Origin of the sequence: Bartonella sp. AU15XJBT (genome assembly GCF_028618615.1) — a bacterium.
Lineage (GTDB): Bacteria > Pseudomonadota > Alphaproteobacteria > Rhizobiales > Rhizobiaceae > Bartonella.
Window position 1 is genome coordinate 17603 of sequence record NZ_JAQITG010000006.1, and the last position, 18776, is coordinate 36378.

An 18776-nucleotide genomic window follows, 5' to 3' on the forward strand; every position below is an offset into this window, starting at 1 on the left:
AAAGCTTTTTTTATTAAGATGCTTTATATGATGTATATTATTTATAAATGATAATCATGTTTCTCTTTTATGTAAAGAACAGGAATATAAAATGAAAAAGTTATTTAATTTACTTATAGTTTGTACTCTTTTGAGTATTTCATCTGTTGCATTTGCAACAAGTTCAAAGCCTTCTGCACCGAAAGAGGCAGCAGCGACATTGCCAAATGGCGCTTCTTCTTTAACTGAAACCTATGGTTTGTGGACCATTAACTGTGGGTTACAAGAAGGGAAAAGAATTTGTTTTATGCACCGTCAAGAAGTAAATGAGCAGGGGCGTGTTATTGTGGCTATGAGCCTTATTCTCAATACTGAAGGTGTTGTATCGGGTAATTTAACAGTTCCTTTTGGCATTTTGGTTTCTAAGCCTGTCCGTTTACAAGTTGATGAAGGAAAAGCTGTTATTGAAACCGGTATTCGGACTTGTGTACCAGCAGGTTGCATGGTTCCAGTTGCTTTTGACAAAAATCACGTAGCAGCTTTACGTTCTGGAAAACAATTAAAGTTGGCGATGACAATTGCGGCTGCAGGTGAACCAGCTTTGAATGATTTATTTGTTCAGCTCGATGGTTTTAGTAATGCCCTTAACCGTTTGATTGCTTTGCAGAAATAATTTTAAAAACAAAAACGGCCTTTTAAGGCCGTTTTTAGTTTTTGCGTATATGATCATTCAAACGATGAGATTTAAGGTTAATCTTATAATTAAGAGGTTTTAAAGTTTTCAGATTATTTTCTGTTTCTTTTCTTTCCATTGCACTATTTTTAATTTTGATATTTGTCTTCTCGCTTCATCATCATTAAATGGAGAGGCGGAGAAGTTGGAATATTTAGTCTTTTATTCACAGAATATTAGAGTATAAATATTGTATTCAATATACAGACTTATCTTAACGAAGGCTTTTTATACGCTTTTCTGTTTCCTGGATTGAAAGAGATAACGCATGGTTTATGCATTGCTTCAAACGATTGATTTGGTTTTTAATATTTATATTGATATTTTAATTGCTAGTGTCATTTTTTCTTGGCTTTATGTTTTTAATATCATAAATTCGCGCAACCGCTTTGTTATTTTGATAGGAAACTTTTTATATCGCCTTACAAATCCCATTTTAAACCCTATCCGGCGGATTTTACCAAATTTGGGAACAATTGATATTTCGCCTATTGTGGTGTTTATTATTATTTATTTTATTCGTACTTTTATGTGGCGCGCTTACGCAAGCATGTATCTATAGAAATGTGATTTGAGGCAAATATATGTTTTATCAAGTTGATAAAAGTAGTTTGATTTTGTTTGTATACCTCATTCCCAAATCATCTGTTGACAAAATAATAGGGATTGAATGTAGGGATGGTGAGAAACAATATCTGGTTACACGCCTTCGTGCTGTTCCTGAAGATGGCAAAGCAAATAAAGCTCTCATTAAATTTTTTGCGAAGCAGTGGAAAATTCCATCTTCTTCTATTTCTCTGAAAAGTGGGGCAACATCTCGCTACAAACAACTTCACTTTTCAACACATTTAGAAGAGTTAAAGGAGATATGGCAATCCTTTAGAGATCGTATCTCGTAGAAAAATAAATAATAAAGCCTATTAAAAAATAGGCCTTATGTTATTAAAATTATTATATTTCTTTGTTGCGCTCAACCGCTTGCTTAATTAATTCATGAGCAAAGTTTTTATTACGCCACCCTTCAATTTTGGCCCATTTTCCAGGTTCCAAATCTTTATAATGCTTGAAGAAATGTTCAATTTGCTTGAGTGTAATCTCAGGCAGGTCTGTATAGTCATGAATATTGATATAGCGTTTTGTTAATTTTGGTGTGGGAATGGCAATAATTTTTTCGTCTTTACCACCATCATCTTCCATCATCAGAGCCCCAATAGGGCGAACATTGATCACACAACCAGGCATCAGTGGACGGGTATTACAGATAAGAACATCAATAGGGTCACCATCATCTGAAAGTGTATGAGGAACAAAACCATAATTTCCAGGATAAACCATTGAGGTATGAAGAAAACGGTCAACGAATAATGCGCCCGACTTTTTATCCATCTCATATTTTATTGGTTGACCACCAAGAGAGACTTCCACAATAACATTAATATCTTCTGGTGGGTTTTTGCCTACGGGTATTTCCTTAATATTCATAGAGACATCCTTTCTGGGATTAAAGTAAGGCTTACAATAAAATATTTTACCAAAGAGATTATGAAATTAGCTTGAAATTGATGCACGCGTTTTTTCAAAACGCTTACGTTCATTGGGATCAAGATAAAGTTTGCGGAGACGAATATTTTTAGGGGTGACCTCCACAAGTTCATCATCTTGTATCCACGATAGAGCACGTTCTAATGTCATTTTAATGGGAGGCGTTAACTTTACGGCTTCATCTTTTCCAGACGCACGCATATTGGTGAGTTTTTTTCCTTTTAAAACATTGACTTCTAAGTCGTTATCCCGTGAGTGGATGCCAATAATCATACCTTGATAGACTTTCACACCTGCATCAATGATCATAGGCCCGCGATCTTCAAGATTAAAAAGAGCATAAGCGACAGATTCACCGTTGTCATTTGAAATCATAACACCATTAACACGCCCAGCAATGTCTCCTTTATAAGGTTCATAAGCATGGAAAAGGCGATTCATAATTGCTGTACCACGGGTATCCGTTAAAAGTTCAGATTGATAACCAATGAGTCCTCGAGTGGGCGCATAAAAAACAAGGCGGACACGATTACCTCCAGAAGGGCGCAATTCCACCATTTCGCCTTTACGTTCAGACATTTTTTGTACAACAGTACCGGAATATTCTTCATCAACATCGATAACAACTTCTTCAATGGGCTCGAGAGTTATTCCATTTTCATCTTTTTGCATCACAACACGTGGGCGTGAAACACTAAGCTCAAATCCTTCACGGCGCATATTTTCAATGAGAACCGCAAGCTGTAATTCTCCTCGTCCTGAAACATAGAAAGAATCTTTATCGGCTGATTCTTCAATTTTAAGGGCGACATTGCCTTCTGCTTCTTTTAACAAACGGTCACGAATGACACGGCTTGTTACTTTATCTCCTTCCGTTCCTGCAAGGGGACTATCATTGACGAGAAAACTCATCGTAACAGTAGGAGGATCAATTGGTTGAGCCGTAAGGGGGTCATTAACAGCTGGATCACAGAAAGTATCCGCAACGGTACCTTTTTGTAGACCTGCAATCGCAACAATATCACCAGCACTTCCTTCTTCAATAGGTTGCCTTTCTAGACCACGAAATGCTAAAATTTTTGAGATACGTCCAGTTTCTAAAAGTTTTCCATCTTGCCCAAGAACCTTAACATTTTGATTGGGTTTTAGAGAGCCGGAATGAATACGACCTGTAATAATTCGCCCCAAAAACGGATCTGCTTCAAGAATAGTCCCAATCATGCGGAATGGTCCTTCTGCTACACTAGGAGAAGGAACATGCCGCGTTACAAGATCAAATAAAGGACTAAGTCCCTGATCTTTTGGTCCCTCAGGGGCTTCAGCCATCCATCCATCGCGCCCCGAGCCGTAAAGAATAGGAAAATCAAGCTGTTCGTCGGTTGCATCAAGAGCGGCAAAAAGGTCAAAAACCTCATTAATGACTTCATCAACGCGTGCATCAGGTCGGTCGATTTTATTAATAGCAACAATAGGGCGCAATCCCACTTTTAATGCTTTCCCAACGACAAATTTTGTTTGTGGCATTGGTCCTTCAGCTGCATCAACAAGGACGATGGCTCCATCAACCATATTTAGAATACGTTCAACTTCTCCACCAAAATCAGCATGTCCTGGTGTATCAACAATATTAATTCGAGTCTCTTTCCAAACAACAGATGTTACTTTCGCTAGAATTGTAATTCCACGTTCTTTTTCAATATCGTTTGAATCCATCATACGTTCGCTTGTACGCTGATTATCACGGAAGTTTCCTGATTGCTTGAGAAGTCCGTCTACAAGCGTTGTTTTCCCATGGTCAACGTGGGCAATGATGGCAATGTTACGCAATTGCATAAATTTTCTTCTTTTCGTTTAATGAAATTTCATTTGAGGCAAAGTCTTTACATTCTTCGCCTGACTATTAAAAAGCCTTTTACATGTTTTTTTATAATTTTGGAAGATAGAGACCATATTTTTATGGCAAAACGATTCATCCAAGTCTTTAATGTTCTATGAAGCCTTAATTGCTGGAGTTTCGTAAAAGAACTTTATCGTTCGTGTGTGTTCTATTCTCGAGCCAAGAATTGTCCATAAATCATAGTCAACTGGATTTTTATCAATATGACGCAAGAAATTTATATGAACGGCTTGTAGGAATAAGTAAAGCAAGCTGTGTCATCTTTGTTGTTTTGCAAAAATATTGATAAAAATTTAGAATATCTCTCAATCTATAGCCAATCTATTGACAGCTTTATAACATTGTTATTCCTAATAAAGCTTTCGTTTCTTTTGGAGTTTGTCAATCAACATCTCCAGATTTAATGCAACCGCATATTTAAGATAAATACTGAGATTTAAGAATTTTATAAGAAGTTCTAACTTTTGTATGCCAGATGAGAGGAAAAATGATATCTATTTGATTTATTTATGAAATACGAACACAGCCTGATTTATAAAGAATATGAAGGTATAGAAAGTTTCCCTCTTTGCTGTTATTTTTAATTCGGTTTTATGACTTTAAGATCTTCTCAAGAATTACATTTAAAATCATCGAGATTGGTGTATTGCCTACACTTTTGTTTATCATACTTTATAGAATTATACCTCTCCTACAAATAGAACGCTCTAAAAAGAATACATTTGTTGTGCACATTTCTGTCTTCTTTTAAAGAGAGATGCCTTAATATCACATATCCATTGCATGATAGGGCCAATGAATGCTCTAATACACGTGAACGGTATACCCTCAACGCCTTTGTGAAGCGTATAAACCCTATATCACCTCCATTATTATTCTTGTCTCAGCTGTCATATTGCGACAGCTTGTATATTTGAGAGAAGACATAAGGAGTATTTTACTCCTTTCTTGATATAATTTCCATCCACACATCTATCCCACCTATGACAAGCAAGAAGATGATTTTATGAGAAGATTATGATGAGATAATTTTACGGTATGATTTAATATAAAAATGATGTATTATTTATAAACTGATGCGCTAGAAAACAAATAATAGAGCTTGTGCTCTTATGGAAAGATCTGAAACAACATGGCAAGATCTTTCCATAAGGGTTTGTTTTTACATCACATGTTTAAAGAAGAGTTCCTGACAAAATAAGGGAAGCTACAGAAAAATAGATTATAATACCCATGACATCTACTAAAGTTGCCACAAAAGGAGCAGAAGCACTTGCAGGATCAAATTTTAAACCTTTAAGGATAAAGGGCAACATAGAGCCAGAAAGAGAACCGAAGGTAACGATGCCGACTAAAGCGGTGCCTACAGTTGTTGAAACAGCAATCCAATGTTGTCCATAGTCATAGATACCGAGTTTTTGCCAAAGAGCAATGCGCGTAACGCCAATAATTCCGAGTAAGAGACCAAGGGATAGTCCTGTTGGAATTTCACGAATGATAACTTTCCACCAGTCTTTCAGCGTGAGTTCACGTAAAGCCAATGCGCGGATAATAAGGGATGTAGCTTGTGAACCGGAATTTCCTCCTGAACTCATAATGAGAGGAATAAACAGTGTAAGAATAATCGCTTTTTCAAGTTCAGTTTCGAAATGTTGCATAGCGCTTGCGGTTAGCATTTCACCGATAAAGAGTAAAGCGAGCCAGCCGCCGCGTTTTTTCATCATTTCAGGAAATTTGATTTGCATATAGGGCTTATCAAGCGCTTCCATACCCCCAAATTTATAGGCGTCTTCATTCATCTCATCGACCATAGTATCAAGCACATCGTCAACGGTTACAATGCCAATGACATGGTTATTTTCATCAACGACGGGCACCGAGAGAAGGTCATGGCGCTGGAAAAGACGCGCAATATCTTCATGATGCGTGAAGGGCGATATTGTAATGGGCGAGTCATGGGTAGGAACATTAAGAATTTGTTCATCAGGTGAGGCAAGAATAAGGTTACGCAGTGAAACAGCTTTGAGAAGAGTTCCTGTTTTAGGGTCAATTACATAGCTGGTATAAACTGTTTCTCGTGTTCGCTCTACCTCACGAATGTGATCCAAAGTTTTTTGTATGGTCCAGTTTGAAGGAACCACTATAAATTCTGTTGTCATCAGTGCCCCTGCTGTATGATCAGGATAACTGGTGAGTTTTTTAAGTTCAGCGCGCGTTAAGGGTTTAAGCAAGGCATAAAGCCGCGTGCGGGTTTCTTTATCCATTTCTTGAAAGACGTCTGCAGCAGCATCTGCAGACATGCCATCAAGAATTTCAACAGCACGATTTATGGGCAGAAGTTCTAAAATAGCAACAGGTTGCTCAAGCTCTGGTTTATCAAATAGTTCGATAACATACTCAAGAGGCAGAAGACTGAGAATAGTTACACGCTCCATGATATCGAGGTCATTGATGATATCAATAGAGTCCGCAAAATGCTGACTTTTTAATTTTTCAGCGAGAGCTTCAGGAGAAAAATTTTTGAAGTCGAAGGTCGTTTTGATTTCAGTCATGATAAAGTACCTCCTGAAAAGTTGGAGCGTTATAAATCTAGATAAGATGACGAGATAAAAAATAAAAAAATAAAAGTTTATGGAAGATCCGAAAAAAACCTCTCCGACTATATTTCCAATTATTAATATTTTAATTAAAGTCAAGGATAGATTATAAGTTATAAACAAGTTTCTGAAATCACTGAAAGTAAGAATACAGCCTAATTTAGGGGTAATATGAAGGCGTAAATGTAAAAAACAGTTCTCATTTTTCCGTCATTTCTTTAGTACAGCTTTGCGATTTTTGAAAGAATCTACAGCAATGTTTTGTAAAGATTAGAGATTATACCTTTCTTCAAAATTTTGGTTTTTACGTTCTTTATGGGGTTACTCTTTAAAAAAACAGCATACACTTATGTTACGAATTCATACGCTTGTTTTAAAGAAATATCTCTGAGCACACGTTACGCCCATTTCATGACGTTACGCGTAAATGGTATAAAATTCATAGAAGATTACCATCTTTACGTTTAAATAAAAGGTGCGCACTGGTATCATTATACTATTTTCCAGCCCCCAATACTATAACAGCTCTTGCATTTTAAAAATTCATAAGAAGCGTTTTTATGTTTTTCTTCAAGTGTTTTTATCAATAGGCAATTTCATTTGTGATGTGTGAGCGAATAATCTTTATTGCTTCTATATAATATGGTTTAAAATCAGAGAATCTTACGATATTCAAGTTTCTCATTTAATATAAAAAACGATAATTTATCTTTATAAATCAAAGATTTTGTTTGATAAGTGTAGAAATTCTTATTTTTATTGATCTCATAAAGCTAAAGATATTTTAAAATTTTTTATTCAAGAGAGCTTTGAAAGTTAGTTTTGAAACTCACGAAATAGTTTTAGTATATTATCAATTTGTGTCGTAAAGATAATTGTTACAGCTTAAATTTATAATGGAGACATAAAGTATTATGACAAAAGCAGTAGTGCTGGACTGGAAGGGATTTTCAGGTCTTCCTGATTTTTCTTCTATAGGAGATGAAGATTTTAAACCCGCTTTTGAACAGGCCCTTCAAGAAGCCGAAGAAGAATTAGAGGCGATTGCGATGGTGCAAGAACCACCAACGCTTGAGAATTTTTTGCAACCTTTTGAGCTTTGTGGCAAAGCGCTGGATCGTGTCTGTTCAATATTTTTCTTGCGCACCAGTGCTCATACGAATGCGTTGATTCAACAGCTCGAACAAGAATTCGTTGTAAAACTTTCCCGTTATTCTTCAAAAATGATGATGGACGCGCGGATATTTGCAAAAATAGATGTACTTTATAAACAGTCGCAGCAGGGCATGTTTGAGAGTGAAACAACACGCGTTCTTGAATTATGGTGGAAAAAGTTCGTTTGTCATGGTGCAAAACTAGACGATAAAGCTCAGAAACGGCTTGTGGAAATTAATGAAAGGCTTGCTTTTTTAAATGCTACTTTTGGGCAGAATGTCTTAAACGATGAAGCTGAATGGATTCTATTTTTAAAACAAACAGACTTATCTGGTTTACCGGAAGATCTTATTGCTTCAATGAAAGAAATTGCGTGTGAAAGAGGCAATGAAGAAGCCTATGCGTTAACACTAGCACGCTCGATTATTGAACCTTTTTTAAAATTCTCTGATCGTCGTGATTTGCGTGAGGTTGCATTCCAAGCTTGGGCTAAACGTGGTGAAAATAATAACAAGAATGATAATCGAACCATTATTTTAGAGATTGTTGCGCTTCGAGATGAGCAGGCTAAATTATTGGGATATAAATCTTTCGCAGATTTGAAACTCGATAATACCATGGCTAAAAGTGTTGATTCCGTTATGAATTTGCTTATGCCTATATGGGAGCGCGCAAGAGCAAAGGCTTCTACTGAGCAAATTGAATTACAAAATTTTGCCAACAATCAAGGAAGCAATGAATCTTTAGCCGCTTGGGATTGGCGTTATTATGCTGAAAAGCTCCGCACTGAAAAACTCTCTTTCGATAGCGCTGAAATTAAATATTATTTTCAACTTGATCGTATGATTAAAGCGGCTTTTGGGGTAGCAGAAAAACTTTTTGGCATTACCTTTGAAGAAAAAAATGCTGTTGCACTTTGGCATCCTGACGCACGTCTGTGGGAAGTAAAGAAATCTGATGGAAGTTTACTTGGGCATTTCATTGGTGATTATTTTGCACGTTCTTCAAAACGATCCGGTGCATGGATGAGCCAATTGCAATCGCAGCATAAATTGAATGGCGGCCAAAAACCGATTATCTACAATATTTGTAATTTTGCTAAACCCTCTAAAGGGGAGGTTGCACTTTTATCACTTGATGATGCACGTACACTTTTCCATGAATTTGGGCATGCATTGCATGGTTTGCTTTCTGATGTCACATGGCCCTCTGTAGCGGGAACATCTGTTGCACGCGATTTTGTTGAACTTCCCTCTCAACTTTATGAACACTGGTTAACCGTACCAGAGATATTAAAATCTTATGCTATACATGCAAAAACAGGGCATCCGATGCCACAAGAATTGATCAATAAAGTTTTGGTGGCACAGACATTTAATGCTGGATTTTCTGCGGTTGAATTTATCTCATCAGCTTTAGTGGATATGGCTTTTCATCAAGGAGAAGCAGTCACTGATCCAACAATTTTTGAACATAAAGAATTAGAAAAGTTGCACATGCCTGATACGATTATTATGCGTCATCGTCCTGCGCATTTTATGCATGTGTTTGCAGGGGATGGTTATGCTGCTGGTTACTATTCTTATATGTGGTCGGAAGTACTTGATGCTGATGCTTTTCAAGCATTTGAAGAAACAGGTGATGTCTTTAATTCAGAGCTTGCTGATCTTTTAAAGCGTTTTATCTATTCTGCAGGGGGAAGCCGTGATCCAGAGGAACTGTATAAAGCTTTTCGGGGACGGATGCCTTTACCAGACGCAATGATTAACAAACGTGGACTATAAACGATAACGGTATGGTTAACACCATGCCGTTTTCATATTATTCGAAAGATGCAGTTGCGATTTATGCAAATCTTCCCTTCATTTATGGTTCTGTGAGCAGTATTTTTTATCTTATTCGCTTTTCGTTTATGGGGGAAATAAGATTTTATATTTTAAATCAACATTATGGGGAAGAAAAATTATCAGCGCGATCTTTTTGATGCCCATTTGGTGGAAACCATGATTTTTTTATAAAACTTGATTTTCTTTTGCCTAAAAGGTGGGTATTTTGTTGTGTCATATCCTCGAGGCTCATCGGAGGCTGACGCATAATATTACTTGGTTCTTGTTTTTCTGATTCTTGTATAAATTTTTGCATAGTTTGATCGGTTAAGTATGGCTGTTCATGAGAAAAGGCATGAAAATTTAAAATATTTTTCAATGGTTCTTCTAAATAAGAGGCAAGTTTTTTCTTTCCTTCAGATGTAAAATGAATGCCATTATTGGTACGTAATTTGGCTATTTTCCCATGAATATCATAGCCTGAAAAAGAAAAGTTTCCTTCTTTATCAATAAAACCGCTCCAGATATCGAGAAAATATCCTCCCGCTGTTTCTGTTTCTTGTTTATAGAGCGCGTTAAAAATTTTCATTTTTTGTGTCAAAAGGTCATTTCCAAAAGAAGGCTGACCTATCCATATCCATGATTTTCCAGAGGCATGAAGACTTTCAGCAATTTCGATAATTCGTTGTTTGTAGATGCGTATCCATTCTGATTGATCTGTGTTAATCATGCTATGAGAGTCTATGATGGGTTGATTGTCATTTGCACCGATCATCATGATAATGACATCGGGATTATTTTGATCAATGAGTTTAGAAATATTGCTTTGCCAAGAATAATAATTCGTTCGAACTAAGCCAGAAGCAGGCATTGTGTTGTTCATGATAACGATATCGCTATTATCTGCAAAAAACTTTTTAAGTGCATCGGCAACAGCAGAAGCTGTAAAATCCCCTATGACAAGAATGCGCTTTGCATTCTCATTTTTCAGCTTTTGTATGTTTTTTTGTGTTACGATCTTTTTTTGCGGCTTGTTTATTTTTTGTTCTATAATTTGCGGTGGTTGTTGTGTCGGTTTATTTTGTTGTGATAACCATTTGAAGAAGTTGGTTGCTTTACTTGGAGATGGCTGTATAATCCCCACAATAGAAAGTGAAAACAGCAAGAACATCAAGTATATCAGACGAAAAAGAGACAAAACCTTAACTCTCCATTATTGTTTGCGAAGGAGAAAAAGCACTTGAGAGGATGGATATCCATTTGCTTTTAAACCGTGATGTAGCTGAAAAGCTTTAATTGCTTTGCGGGAGGCAGTTCCGATTTTTCCATCAACATTCTCTTTATAATAGCCCAGTGCACTTAAGCGAGATTGCAATTCTTTGCATTCTTGGAAGGTAAGAGGTTGAAAAGGTCTTTGCCAATCATTCACTAATCCAGGATGTCCAGCAATACGATCAGCAAGAAGGGCAACAGAAAAAGCATAACGATCTGCATTATTATAACGTTTTATAACAAAGAAATTTTTTGTGACTAAGAATATAGGTCCTTTGGCTCCATCTGGATATTTTAATATTGCTTGTTCAGCTAATGGAGGAAGAGGATGCCCATTTGCGTATTTTACACCTAATTTTTTCCATTGTTCAAAGGAATACCAGCCTTCAGGAAGATTTTTCCCCTGGGGAACTTTTACCTCTACTCCCCAAATAAGGTGAGGTTGCCAGCCATTTTTGTGGAGAAGATTAGCAGCAGTAGCCAGAGCATCTGGAACAGAGGTCCAGATATCACGCCGTCCATCTTTATCCATATCAACGGCATAGGCGAGATAACTGCTTGGAATAAATTGGGTATGTCCCAATGCACCGGCCCAAGATCCAGTGAGTTGAGAGCGTTTAATTTCACCACTTTGTAAGATTTTCATAGCAGCAATCAGTTGTGTATGTGCATATTTTGCACGTTTTTTATCAGCATAGGCGAGAGTTGCAAGCGAGCGAATGGTATCACGCATGACACTTTTATTGGTTAAAATTTTCCCGTAATTGCTTTCCATAGACCAAATAGCAAGCAGAATATTGCGGTCAACACCAAAACGTTCTTCAATTTGAAGAAGCCATTTATTCCATTTTTTTGCTTGGCGCCGTCCTTCCACAATTGCAATATCATGGACACGATTATCAAAATAATTCCATGGGGGAGCAATAAATTCCGGTTGGTATGCGGCGCTTTTTAAAACTTCTGGATCAATGGCATTAATGCCTTTAAAAGCCATATGAAACGTAGAGGGGGTAATATTATGAGCAATAGCTGTTTTTCTAAACTCTTTAATCCAGTATCTAAATCCACTATCAGCATATGCAAAGGATGCAAAAAACATTAAAAAAGCAGACAAAAGAACGACAAAGCCAGTGATAAGCGTTCTCCGATTGATTGATTTCTCTAAAAAAAAGAAAGTCTTCAATTTAGTTTTTTGCATTTTGAAATCCCCATTAATATTCAATTTATTAGATGTGCAATAACTTTATTTTGTATTTAGTTTAATTGATAATATGATCAAGAAGAGGAAAAAACTGCAACAAATAATTCGTTTAATCCTTTCAATAAATTTTCATATTCTCTTTTACATTTTTGATTGCCCATTATAATGATAATCAAAACAATAAGATATCTTTTTTACTATTTCATAAAAACATGTGATAAATAGACAAGGTTATATGAATTCATTGAGGAGGGTGAGTTTGCGTAAAATCCGGAAAGCAGTATTTCCCGTAGCAGGTCTTGGTACGCGTTTTCTTCCTGCGACAAAAACGATACCTAAAGAAATGCTAACAGTTGTTGATAAGCCAGTTATTCAATATGTTGTGGATGAAGCTCGGGAGGCTGGTATTGAGCATTTTATTTTTGTGACTGGACGCAACAAAGCAGTCATTGAGGATTATTTTGATGTGCAAGTTGAATTATATACAACACTTGCTGAATGTGGAAAAAAAGAAGACCTTGCGCATTTATACCGTTTACAGCCATTGCCAGGGACAACTTCTTTCACACGGCAACAGCAACCTTTGGGGTTAGGGCATGCGCTTTGGTGCGCGCGTGAATTAGTTGCAGGCGAACCTTTTGCTTTGTTATTACCTGATATGTTGATACAAGCGAAAAAGGGGTGTCTTTCTGAGATGATGAGCCTTTATGAAAAAACGGGGGGCGGAAATATTATAGCAGTTCAGGAATGCGATCCTAGAGAAACCCATAAATATGGTGTTGTGGGGAAGGGCAAACAGATTGCAAATGGTTTTGAAATCACAAAAATGGTAGAAAAACCAGCGCTTGGAACGGCACCATCAAATTTGTACATCAATGGACGTTATATTTTGCAGCCAGAAATTTTTAATATTCTTTCCACTCAAGAACGAGGAGCAGGAAATGAAATTCAACTAACAGATGCGATGATAAGGCTTTCAAACGAACAGGATTTTTGGGGTTTGCAATTAGAAGGGCGCACTTTTGATTGCGGTTCTAAAGCTGGTTTTATTGAAGCTAACGTTGCATTTTCTTTGGCACGTGCTGATATGCACAGCCATATTTCTGCCTCATTGAAAAATTTACTGGAAACCATTACAGTTGAAAAATGATGTAGATCTCTCACTTTGATTTTATTGATTGAATTTGATTATGACAATACCATTTCCTCATATGGCTTTGCAGGGTGCTGTTGCATCGGCGCTTAAAACACTCGCCAGTGAAAAGCAAGGGCTTGAGGCTCTTGAAGCAGCTCTTCTTGGAAGTCTTTCATTTTCTTTTGCCGCGGCTGTTCAAACCATTAGAAATGCCCGTGGGCATGTGGTCATTACCGGGCTTGGGAAAAGTGGCCATATAGGGACAAAAATTGCAGCAACCTTAGCTTCAACTGGAACACCTGCTTTTTTTGTTCACGCTGCAGAAGCTAATCACGGTGATCTTGGTATGATTGGATCTGATGATGTTATTCTTGCGTTATCATGGTCTGGTGAAACGCAAGAGTTAAGTGGCATTATGAGTTATGCGGTGCGTTTTCGTATCCCCCTTATTGCAATGACATCAAGTGAGCACTCTGTGTTAGGACGACAAGCTGATATTGTTCTCTTATTACCAAAGATAGAAGAAGCTTGCCCTCATGGTTTAGCGCCTACAACTTCAACAATTATGCAATTGGCAATGGGAGATGCATTGGCTGTTTCTCTTTTAGAAATGCGTGGTTTTACCGCAACCGATTTCAAAATATATCATCCTGGTGGTTCTCTTGGTGCAAGCCTTAAATACGTGTGTGATATTATGCATGAAGGTGATCGTATTCCTTTGGTTATGCAGGGAACAGCTATGACTGAAGCGATGAATGTTTTGGTAGAAAAACATTTTGGTTGTGTTGGTGTTGTCAATCAAAAAGGTGAACTCATTGGAATTGTGACCGATGGTGATCTTGCACGGAACATTCATTTTAATTTATCAAAATTTAATGTTGATGAGGTAATGACCAAAGCGCCTAAAGTTGTAAAGCCAAATACACTTGTTGGTGCAGCAATGGCTTTTATTAATGAACATCATATTGGTGCATTTTTCGTGGTTGAAGATAAAAAACCGATAGGAATTGTTCATTTTCATGATCTTTTGCGCATTGGTGCTGCTTAGATGAAAGTTCCCTATCAGATAAAATGCTATTTTAGGCTAAAATAGATTGAACGATACAAAGTCACAATTTTATTGTGAAGGGGCTTTTACTGATATTTTGTGGAAAAAATGATTATTTTTACGCATTTTATAATGTTTAGAAAATTCTAAAGATAGAGACTATATCAGTCTCTTTTCGTATTTTAGAGAGGATTTCCTCTCAGGAGGAGAAATGATCACCTCCTGTTTGATGTATATGCTCCCTCTGCTCTTAATTTAAGAGAAGCTTTACTTTTACTTTGTTGAAGATTTCCGCTTAAGGAAAAACTGAGCTCCTGTATGTGAGGTGCAGAGAAGTTGTGTGGCGTCATATGACATTGTACAATTGACTCTCGAAATCGTTCCACGGAGAATAGAGCGTATTTCAATTTCTATATTTTGAGCATCAAGATAATTATATGCCCCTTCTGATAGTTTTTCTTCTGTATCGGCTGCACGTGTTTCAAAAACACCATTGTGGAAAGAAGAAATAATACCATTTTCATCAATCCATTTTCCATCAATTCCAGTTGACATATTGGGGCTATAATATTGCGAAAAGCTACAGGCACTTAATAGCAAAGCGGCGATTGTAAGACATAAAATATGATAGGTATGTTTCATTGATTTCACTCTATTTAGATTATTTTGCTCTCTATTTCCTATAAAATTATTAAATTATGCCATGAGTCAATATGAAAAATTTGATGAAAATCAATGAAAAAGCAAAAAAAATAGAAAAAAATGCCTTAATGTTGTATTTAATTAACAGCTTGATGAAATGTGCAAGTGAAGCACAAGAGGTGAAATATTTCTTATGATTTACAACAATTTTTACATTAAGCCGCTGAATAGTCTCATGAGTAGTCTCAAAGGAGATTATTGACATTATGGTTGGTCCCATTCTTGTTGCGAGTGAAGATTATGGAAGACGTATAGAGCTTTCTGCTATGCTCCGGGGTTTTGGTTACCGTGTCATTGAAGCAGAAAATGGGCTCCGTACAATTGATCTTTTACACAGACGTAAAAACATTGTGCTTGCACTCCTTGATGTCGTTATGAGTGATTTGAGTGTGAGCGATTTGATTAAAATGATTAGAGTTGCTGGTGTTTCTGTTCCTATTGTTGTGATAGCACAACAAGAAAATCAGGATTTACTCCAGAAAGCTTTAACAGCTGGAGCTGTTGATTATTGGATTCATCCAGTAACATTATTACGCGTAAGAGTTACTTTGGATATTCTTGCTCTGATTTCTGCCTTGGAGCATGAGGTTCGAGATATTCGACGAAAGAAAGAGAAGCATTTACGGTTTTCTGACCTTTGCATAAAAAGTAGAGCTATGCAGGTTGTTTTAGAGAAATCGAGAGCCGCAGCAACGACTTCACAGAATCTTTTGATAGAGGGTGAAGTTGGAACAGGTCGTGAGACTTTAGCTCGGATTATTCATCATGAAGGTTTATTGGCAGAGGGCATTTTTATTCGCTTTCAATGTTCAGCGATTGCTGATCCAGAAGAAGAAAATCAGCATTGGTTTAAAGAATTCCTCCCATTGGTTTCTTCGCTTGAAAAAGGAACACTTTGCCTTTGTGATATTGATCGACTTGAGCCCATACAGCAAAGGCGGTTTGCTCATTATCTTAAAGAAAGGGAAAGGGATACAAAAGGAGAACTTTTTCCTTTTCGGATTATTGCTATTTCAACATCGCGTTTAAAGGACTTGGTTAAAGAGAACTTTTTTTTGCATAGTTTGTTTGAACAATTTTCTCATTTATCTATTAGCGTCCCTGCTTTACGAGAATTAAGGGATGACTTTCCAGAGATCACACAACGTTTGATCGATCGCATCATAACAGAGACAGGGCGATCACATGTACATGGTTTAGCAGGATCAGCTCTTTCCTTGCTTATGCAGTATGATTGGCCTGGCAATAGAAATGAACTTGAAAATTTTTTATTTCGTGCGATTTTACTCAGTGAGGGACCGTTATTAACTGTTCGAGATTTTCCCCAATTAATGGGAAATTCATTAATGAGTGTTCCAAATATCATTGAGGGTAATATGCAAGAAGATAATGAACAAGAATCAATACAATTTTTGAACACTGATGGGCATGTGCGTACTTTTGCAGAGATGGAACATGATATTATCGAGAAAGCGATTAAACATTATAAGGGGCATATGAGTGAGATTGCGCGCCGCCTCCATATCGGTCGCTCTACACTTTATAGAAAAATGGAAGAATTGAAAGCCATAAGAAATCAAGAACGAAAGTGAGATTTATAACAAATCATCTTCTGATGACAAGTATGATTTTCAAAAAATTAGAAGGGCTTTTGATAAAGTTAGTGGGGCTACTTAAAGAAGACAATCATTTATTATGAATTTTATTTATTGGGGATGATTTTGTAGAATTAAATCAAATATAAATTTTATTGGACTATTTTAGCGTTTGTTTCATTTTATATATATTATTAAAGCCGAGAGATATTTTTTAAAGCTTTTAAATATTACAGCTGAAATTTTTGCGTCATGGATATTAAGTTCATACTCTCTTAAGCAAGAAGTGGCATTTTATTTGCCACACGGTTAAGATAAAATGATTAGTATTCTGGTTCGTATCACGGGTGATGCGATAGCTTAAAAATAGAAAGTTTATCCTCTTTGACTCTTTTACAGATTGTTGTTGGTTTTATTCTCTTTTTTTTTATTGCGTCTATGTTGGCAATCTACACCTATGGGCGTTTTGTGAAAAGTGCTAGGGGACAATCTTCTTATGCGTTGCCTATTCAGAAGGATGAAACCAAGCTTGATCGTATCGTTAGTCAATTAGCTGAGAAAGAAAATGGACTGGGGGTTAATAAAGATGCCCTTTCCCTTATCATCAGCAATTTGGATGCGTTTTGTGTTCGTGCAATAGGTGCGGCAGAGGCTGGGCGTAGCCTTGATCTGATGTATTATATTTGGGACGATGATTTAACGGGGCGTTTATTACTAAGTGAAATAGTTGAGGCAGCTGATCGGGGTGTTCGGGTACGGCTTCTTTTAGATGATATTAACGCTCAGGCACGTGATCCAGCTTATATTGCGCTCGATAAACATCCTCATATTGAGGTGAGAATGTTTAATCCAGGGCGATCGCGTAAAGGTGGTTTTCGCCGCGGTTTAGAGATTATATTACGGGCAATTACTGTGACACGTAGAATGCATAATAAAGCTTTTATTGTTGATGGCAGGGTCGCTTTTGTAGGAGGACGTAATCTTGCAGATTCTTATTTTGATGCTGCTGAAGAATCTCATTTTCGAGATTTAGATTTGATGTTAATCGGTCCCTCTGTTAAAAAGGTAGAAAGTATCTTTGATGATTTTTGGAATAGTGCTGTTGTTTTGCCAATTCATACTTTGGTTATTCCTAAAAGCGCAAGTGATCTTAGCTATTGGAAGGATAAATTACGAAAATTTCGGGATTCCAAGGTTGCAAAAGTTTATTTAGATTATGTCAAAGAGCACATTAATTTTGATTGTTTTATTCAGACAGGAAAGCGGTTATTTTTAGCCGATAAAGTTGTTGTTCTTTCTGACCCTCCAGAAAAAGCATTGCGTAAAAAAACAAGCAATTGGCTTATGAAGGCGCTCTCAAAGGTTATTGGAAATGCTCAAAAAACGGTTCAGATTACATCACCTTATTTTGTCCCTGGTAAGGTTGGTACGCAGAATTTTAGTAATTTGGTTTCAAAAGGTGTTGATGTCAAAATTCTTACCAATTCTTTGGCTGCGACCGATGTAGCATTAGTGCATGGTGGTTATGTACCGTATCGTAAGGCACTGTTAAAAAGTGGTGTTAAGCTTTATGAATTAAAAGCGGAAGGTAACCCCCATGGGTTACGATTGTTTCGATCGAGTAAGGCAAGTTTACATGCCAAAGCTTTTTTAGTTGATCGTAAAACAGCTTTTATTGGCTCTTTAAACTTTGATCCCAGATCAGCAGCGCTCAATACAGAAATGGGCATTCTTTTTGAATGTGCCCCCATTACAGCAAGGCTAGATTTGTTGTTTTGTGAAGAAACAACGGGGGAAATGAGCTATCATCTTCGTCTTGGTGATAATAATCGTGTTTATTGGGATTTTATTGAAAATGAAAAAAAATATAGCATTGATTATGAGCCAGAAAGCAATTTTTGGCGTCGTGCATTTGCAAAAATAATAAGTTGGTTACCGATTGAATCACAATTGTAAATTTTTATAAACCACACTTAAAAAAAATATTTATTTTTCTTTTCATTTTGTTTTTAGCATGGCATAATTTTTTGCCAATCTACCCTATAAGAACCGCAGTTGTATTTTAAAGCTTCGTGCGGTGTTTTATTATAAAAG

The 18776-nt window shown here is 36.8% G+C and carries 14 protein-coding genes; 8 read left to right on the forward strand and 6 right to left on the reverse strand.

Features of this window, described 5'->3' with window-relative positions:
- Positions 1–91 precede the first annotated feature (91 nt).
- The 3 genes from PVV57_RS04155 (at position 92) to PVV57_RS04165 (ending at position 1611) form a co-directional block, all read left to right on the forward strand.
- Positions 92–652: an invasion associated locus B family protein gene (locus PVV57_RS04155; RefSeq protein ID WP_273718134.1), complete on the forward strand. Its 561-nt coding sequence runs from the start codon at positions 92–94 to the stop codon at positions 650–652.
- Between the two features lie 328 nt (positions 653–980).
- Complete coding sequence (locus PVV57_RS04160) at positions 981–1274, forward strand: YggT family protein (RefSeq protein ID WP_273718136.1); 294 nt, start codon at positions 981–983, stop codon at positions 1272–1274.
- A 22-nt stretch (positions 1275–1296) separates the two neighbouring features.
- Positions 1297–1611, forward strand: coding sequence for a DUF167 domain-containing protein (locus PVV57_RS04165; RefSeq protein ID WP_273718138.1), 315 nt, complete (start codon positions 1297–1299; stop codon positions 1609–1611).
- Between the two features lie 52 nt (positions 1612–1663).
- Here PVV57_RS04165 and ppa read toward each other — a convergent pair whose 3' ends face one another.
- From ppa to mgtE, 3 genes are all read right to left on the reverse strand, one after another.
- Positions 1664–2194 (reverse strand): inorganic diphosphatase, encoded by a 531-nt coding sequence (ppa, locus tag PVV57_RS04170; protein ID WP_273718140.1) that lies wholly within the window; start codon positions 2192–2194, stop codon positions 1664–1666.
- A 66-nt stretch (positions 2195–2260) separates the two neighbouring features.
- Positions 2261–4087, reverse strand: coding sequence for a translational GTPase TypA (gene typA, locus PVV57_RS04175; RefSeq protein WP_273718141.1), 1827 nt, complete (start codon positions 4085–4087; stop codon positions 2261–2263).
- Between the two features lie 1239 nt (positions 4088–5326).
- Positions 5327–6703: a magnesium transporter gene (gene mgtE / locus PVV57_RS04180; protein WP_273718142.1), complete on the reverse strand. Its 1377-nt coding sequence runs from the start codon at positions 6701–6703 to the stop codon at positions 5327–5329.
- 959 nt (positions 6704–7662) lie between these two features.
- Between mgtE and PVV57_RS04185 the strand changes: the two genes are divergently transcribed.
- Complete coding sequence (locus PVV57_RS04185; RefSeq protein WP_273718143.1) at positions 7663–9687, forward strand: M3 family metallopeptidase; 2025 nt, start codon at positions 7663–7665, stop codon at positions 9685–9687.
- Positions 9688–9850: 163 nt separating this feature from the next.
- Here the strand turns inward: PVV57_RS04185 and PVV57_RS04190 are convergent, their stop codons facing one another.
- On the reverse strand, positions 9851–10927 hold the full coding sequence (locus PVV57_RS04190) for an SGNH family hydrolase (RefSeq protein ID WP_273718145.1): 1077 nt from the start codon (positions 10925–10927) through the stop codon (positions 9851–9853).
- Positions 10928–10942: 15 nt separating this feature from the next.
- Complete coding sequence (locus PVV57_RS04195; protein WP_273783524.1) at positions 10943–12199, reverse strand: lytic murein transglycosylase; 1257 nt, start codon at positions 12197–12199, stop codon at positions 10943–10945.
- Between the two features lie 262 nt (positions 12200–12461).
- Between PVV57_RS04195 and PVV57_RS04200 the strand changes: the two genes are divergently transcribed.
- Positions 12462–13352 (forward strand): UTP--glucose-1-phosphate uridylyltransferase, encoded by an 891-nt coding sequence (locus PVV57_RS04200; RefSeq protein ID WP_273718148.1) that lies wholly within the window; start codon positions 12462–12464, stop codon positions 13350–13352.
- A 40-nt stretch (positions 13353–13392) separates the two neighbouring features.
- Positions 13393–14385: an SIS domain-containing protein gene (locus PVV57_RS04205; protein WP_273718150.1), complete on the forward strand. Its 993-nt coding sequence runs from the start codon at positions 13393–13395 to the stop codon at positions 14383–14385.
- A gap of 273 nt (positions 14386–14658) precedes the next feature.
- Here the strand turns inward: PVV57_RS04205 and PVV57_RS04210 are convergent, their stop codons facing one another.
- Positions 14659–15027, reverse strand: a complete 369-nt coding sequence (locus tag PVV57_RS04210) for a hypothetical protein (RefSeq protein ID WP_273718152.1) — start codon at positions 15025–15027, stop codon at positions 14659–14661.
- Between the two features lie 266 nt (positions 15028–15293).
- Between PVV57_RS04210 and PVV57_RS04215 the strand changes: the two genes are divergently transcribed.
- Complete coding sequence (locus PVV57_RS04215) at positions 15294–16679, forward strand: sigma-54 dependent transcriptional regulator (protein ID WP_273718154.1); 1386 nt, start codon at positions 15294–15296, stop codon at positions 16677–16679.
- Between the two features lie 387 nt (positions 16680–17066).
- The gene (locus tag PVV57_RS04220; RefSeq protein ID WP_273718156.1) at positions 17067–18638 is read left to right on the forward strand and encodes a phospholipase D family protein; all 1572 of its coding nucleotides are present in this window, start codon (positions 17067–17069) and stop codon (positions 18636–18638) included.
- The last annotated feature ends 138 nt before the right edge of the window (positions 18639–18776 follow it).

Coding starts and splice junctions, on each gene's coding strand:
- PVV57_RS04155 (WP_273718134.1), top strand. CDS start 92: ATGAAAAAGTTATTTAATTTACTTATAGTTTGTACTCTTTTGAGTATT.
- PVV57_RS04160 (WP_273718136.1), top strand. CDS start 981: ATGGTTTATGCATTGCTTCAAACGATTGATTTGGTTTTTAATATTTAT.
- PVV57_RS04165 (WP_273718138.1), top strand. CDS start 1,297: ATGTTTTATCAAGTTGATAAAAGTAGTTTGATTTTGTTTGTATACCTC.
- ppa (WP_273718140.1), bottom strand. CDS start 2,194: ATGAATATTAAGGAAATACCCGTAGGCAAAAACCCACCAGAAGATATT.
- typA (WP_273718141.1), bottom strand. CDS start 4,087: ATGCAATTGCGTAACATTGCCATCATTGCCCACGTTGACCATGGGAAA.
- mgtE (WP_273718142.1), bottom strand. CDS start 6,703: ATGACTGAAATCAAAACGACCTTCGACTTCAAAAATTTTTCTCCTGAA.
- PVV57_RS04185 (WP_273718143.1), top strand. CDS start 7,663: ATGACAAAAGCAGTAGTGCTGGACTGGAAGGGATTTTCAGGTCTTCCT.
- PVV57_RS04195 (WP_273783524.1), bottom strand. CDS start 12,199: ATGCAAAAAACTAAATTGAAGACTTTCTTTTTTTTAGAGAAATCAATC.
- PVV57_RS04205 (WP_273718150.1), top strand. CDS start 13,393: ATGACAATACCATTTCCTCATATGGCTTTGCAGGGTGCTGTTGCATCG.
- PVV57_RS04210 (WP_273718152.1), bottom strand. CDS start 15,027: ATGAAACATACCTATCATATTTTATGTCTTACAATCGCCGCTTTGCTA.
- PVV57_RS04215 (WP_273718154.1), top strand. CDS start 15,294: ATGGTTGGTCCCATTCTTGTTGCGAGTGAAGATTATGGAAGACGTATA.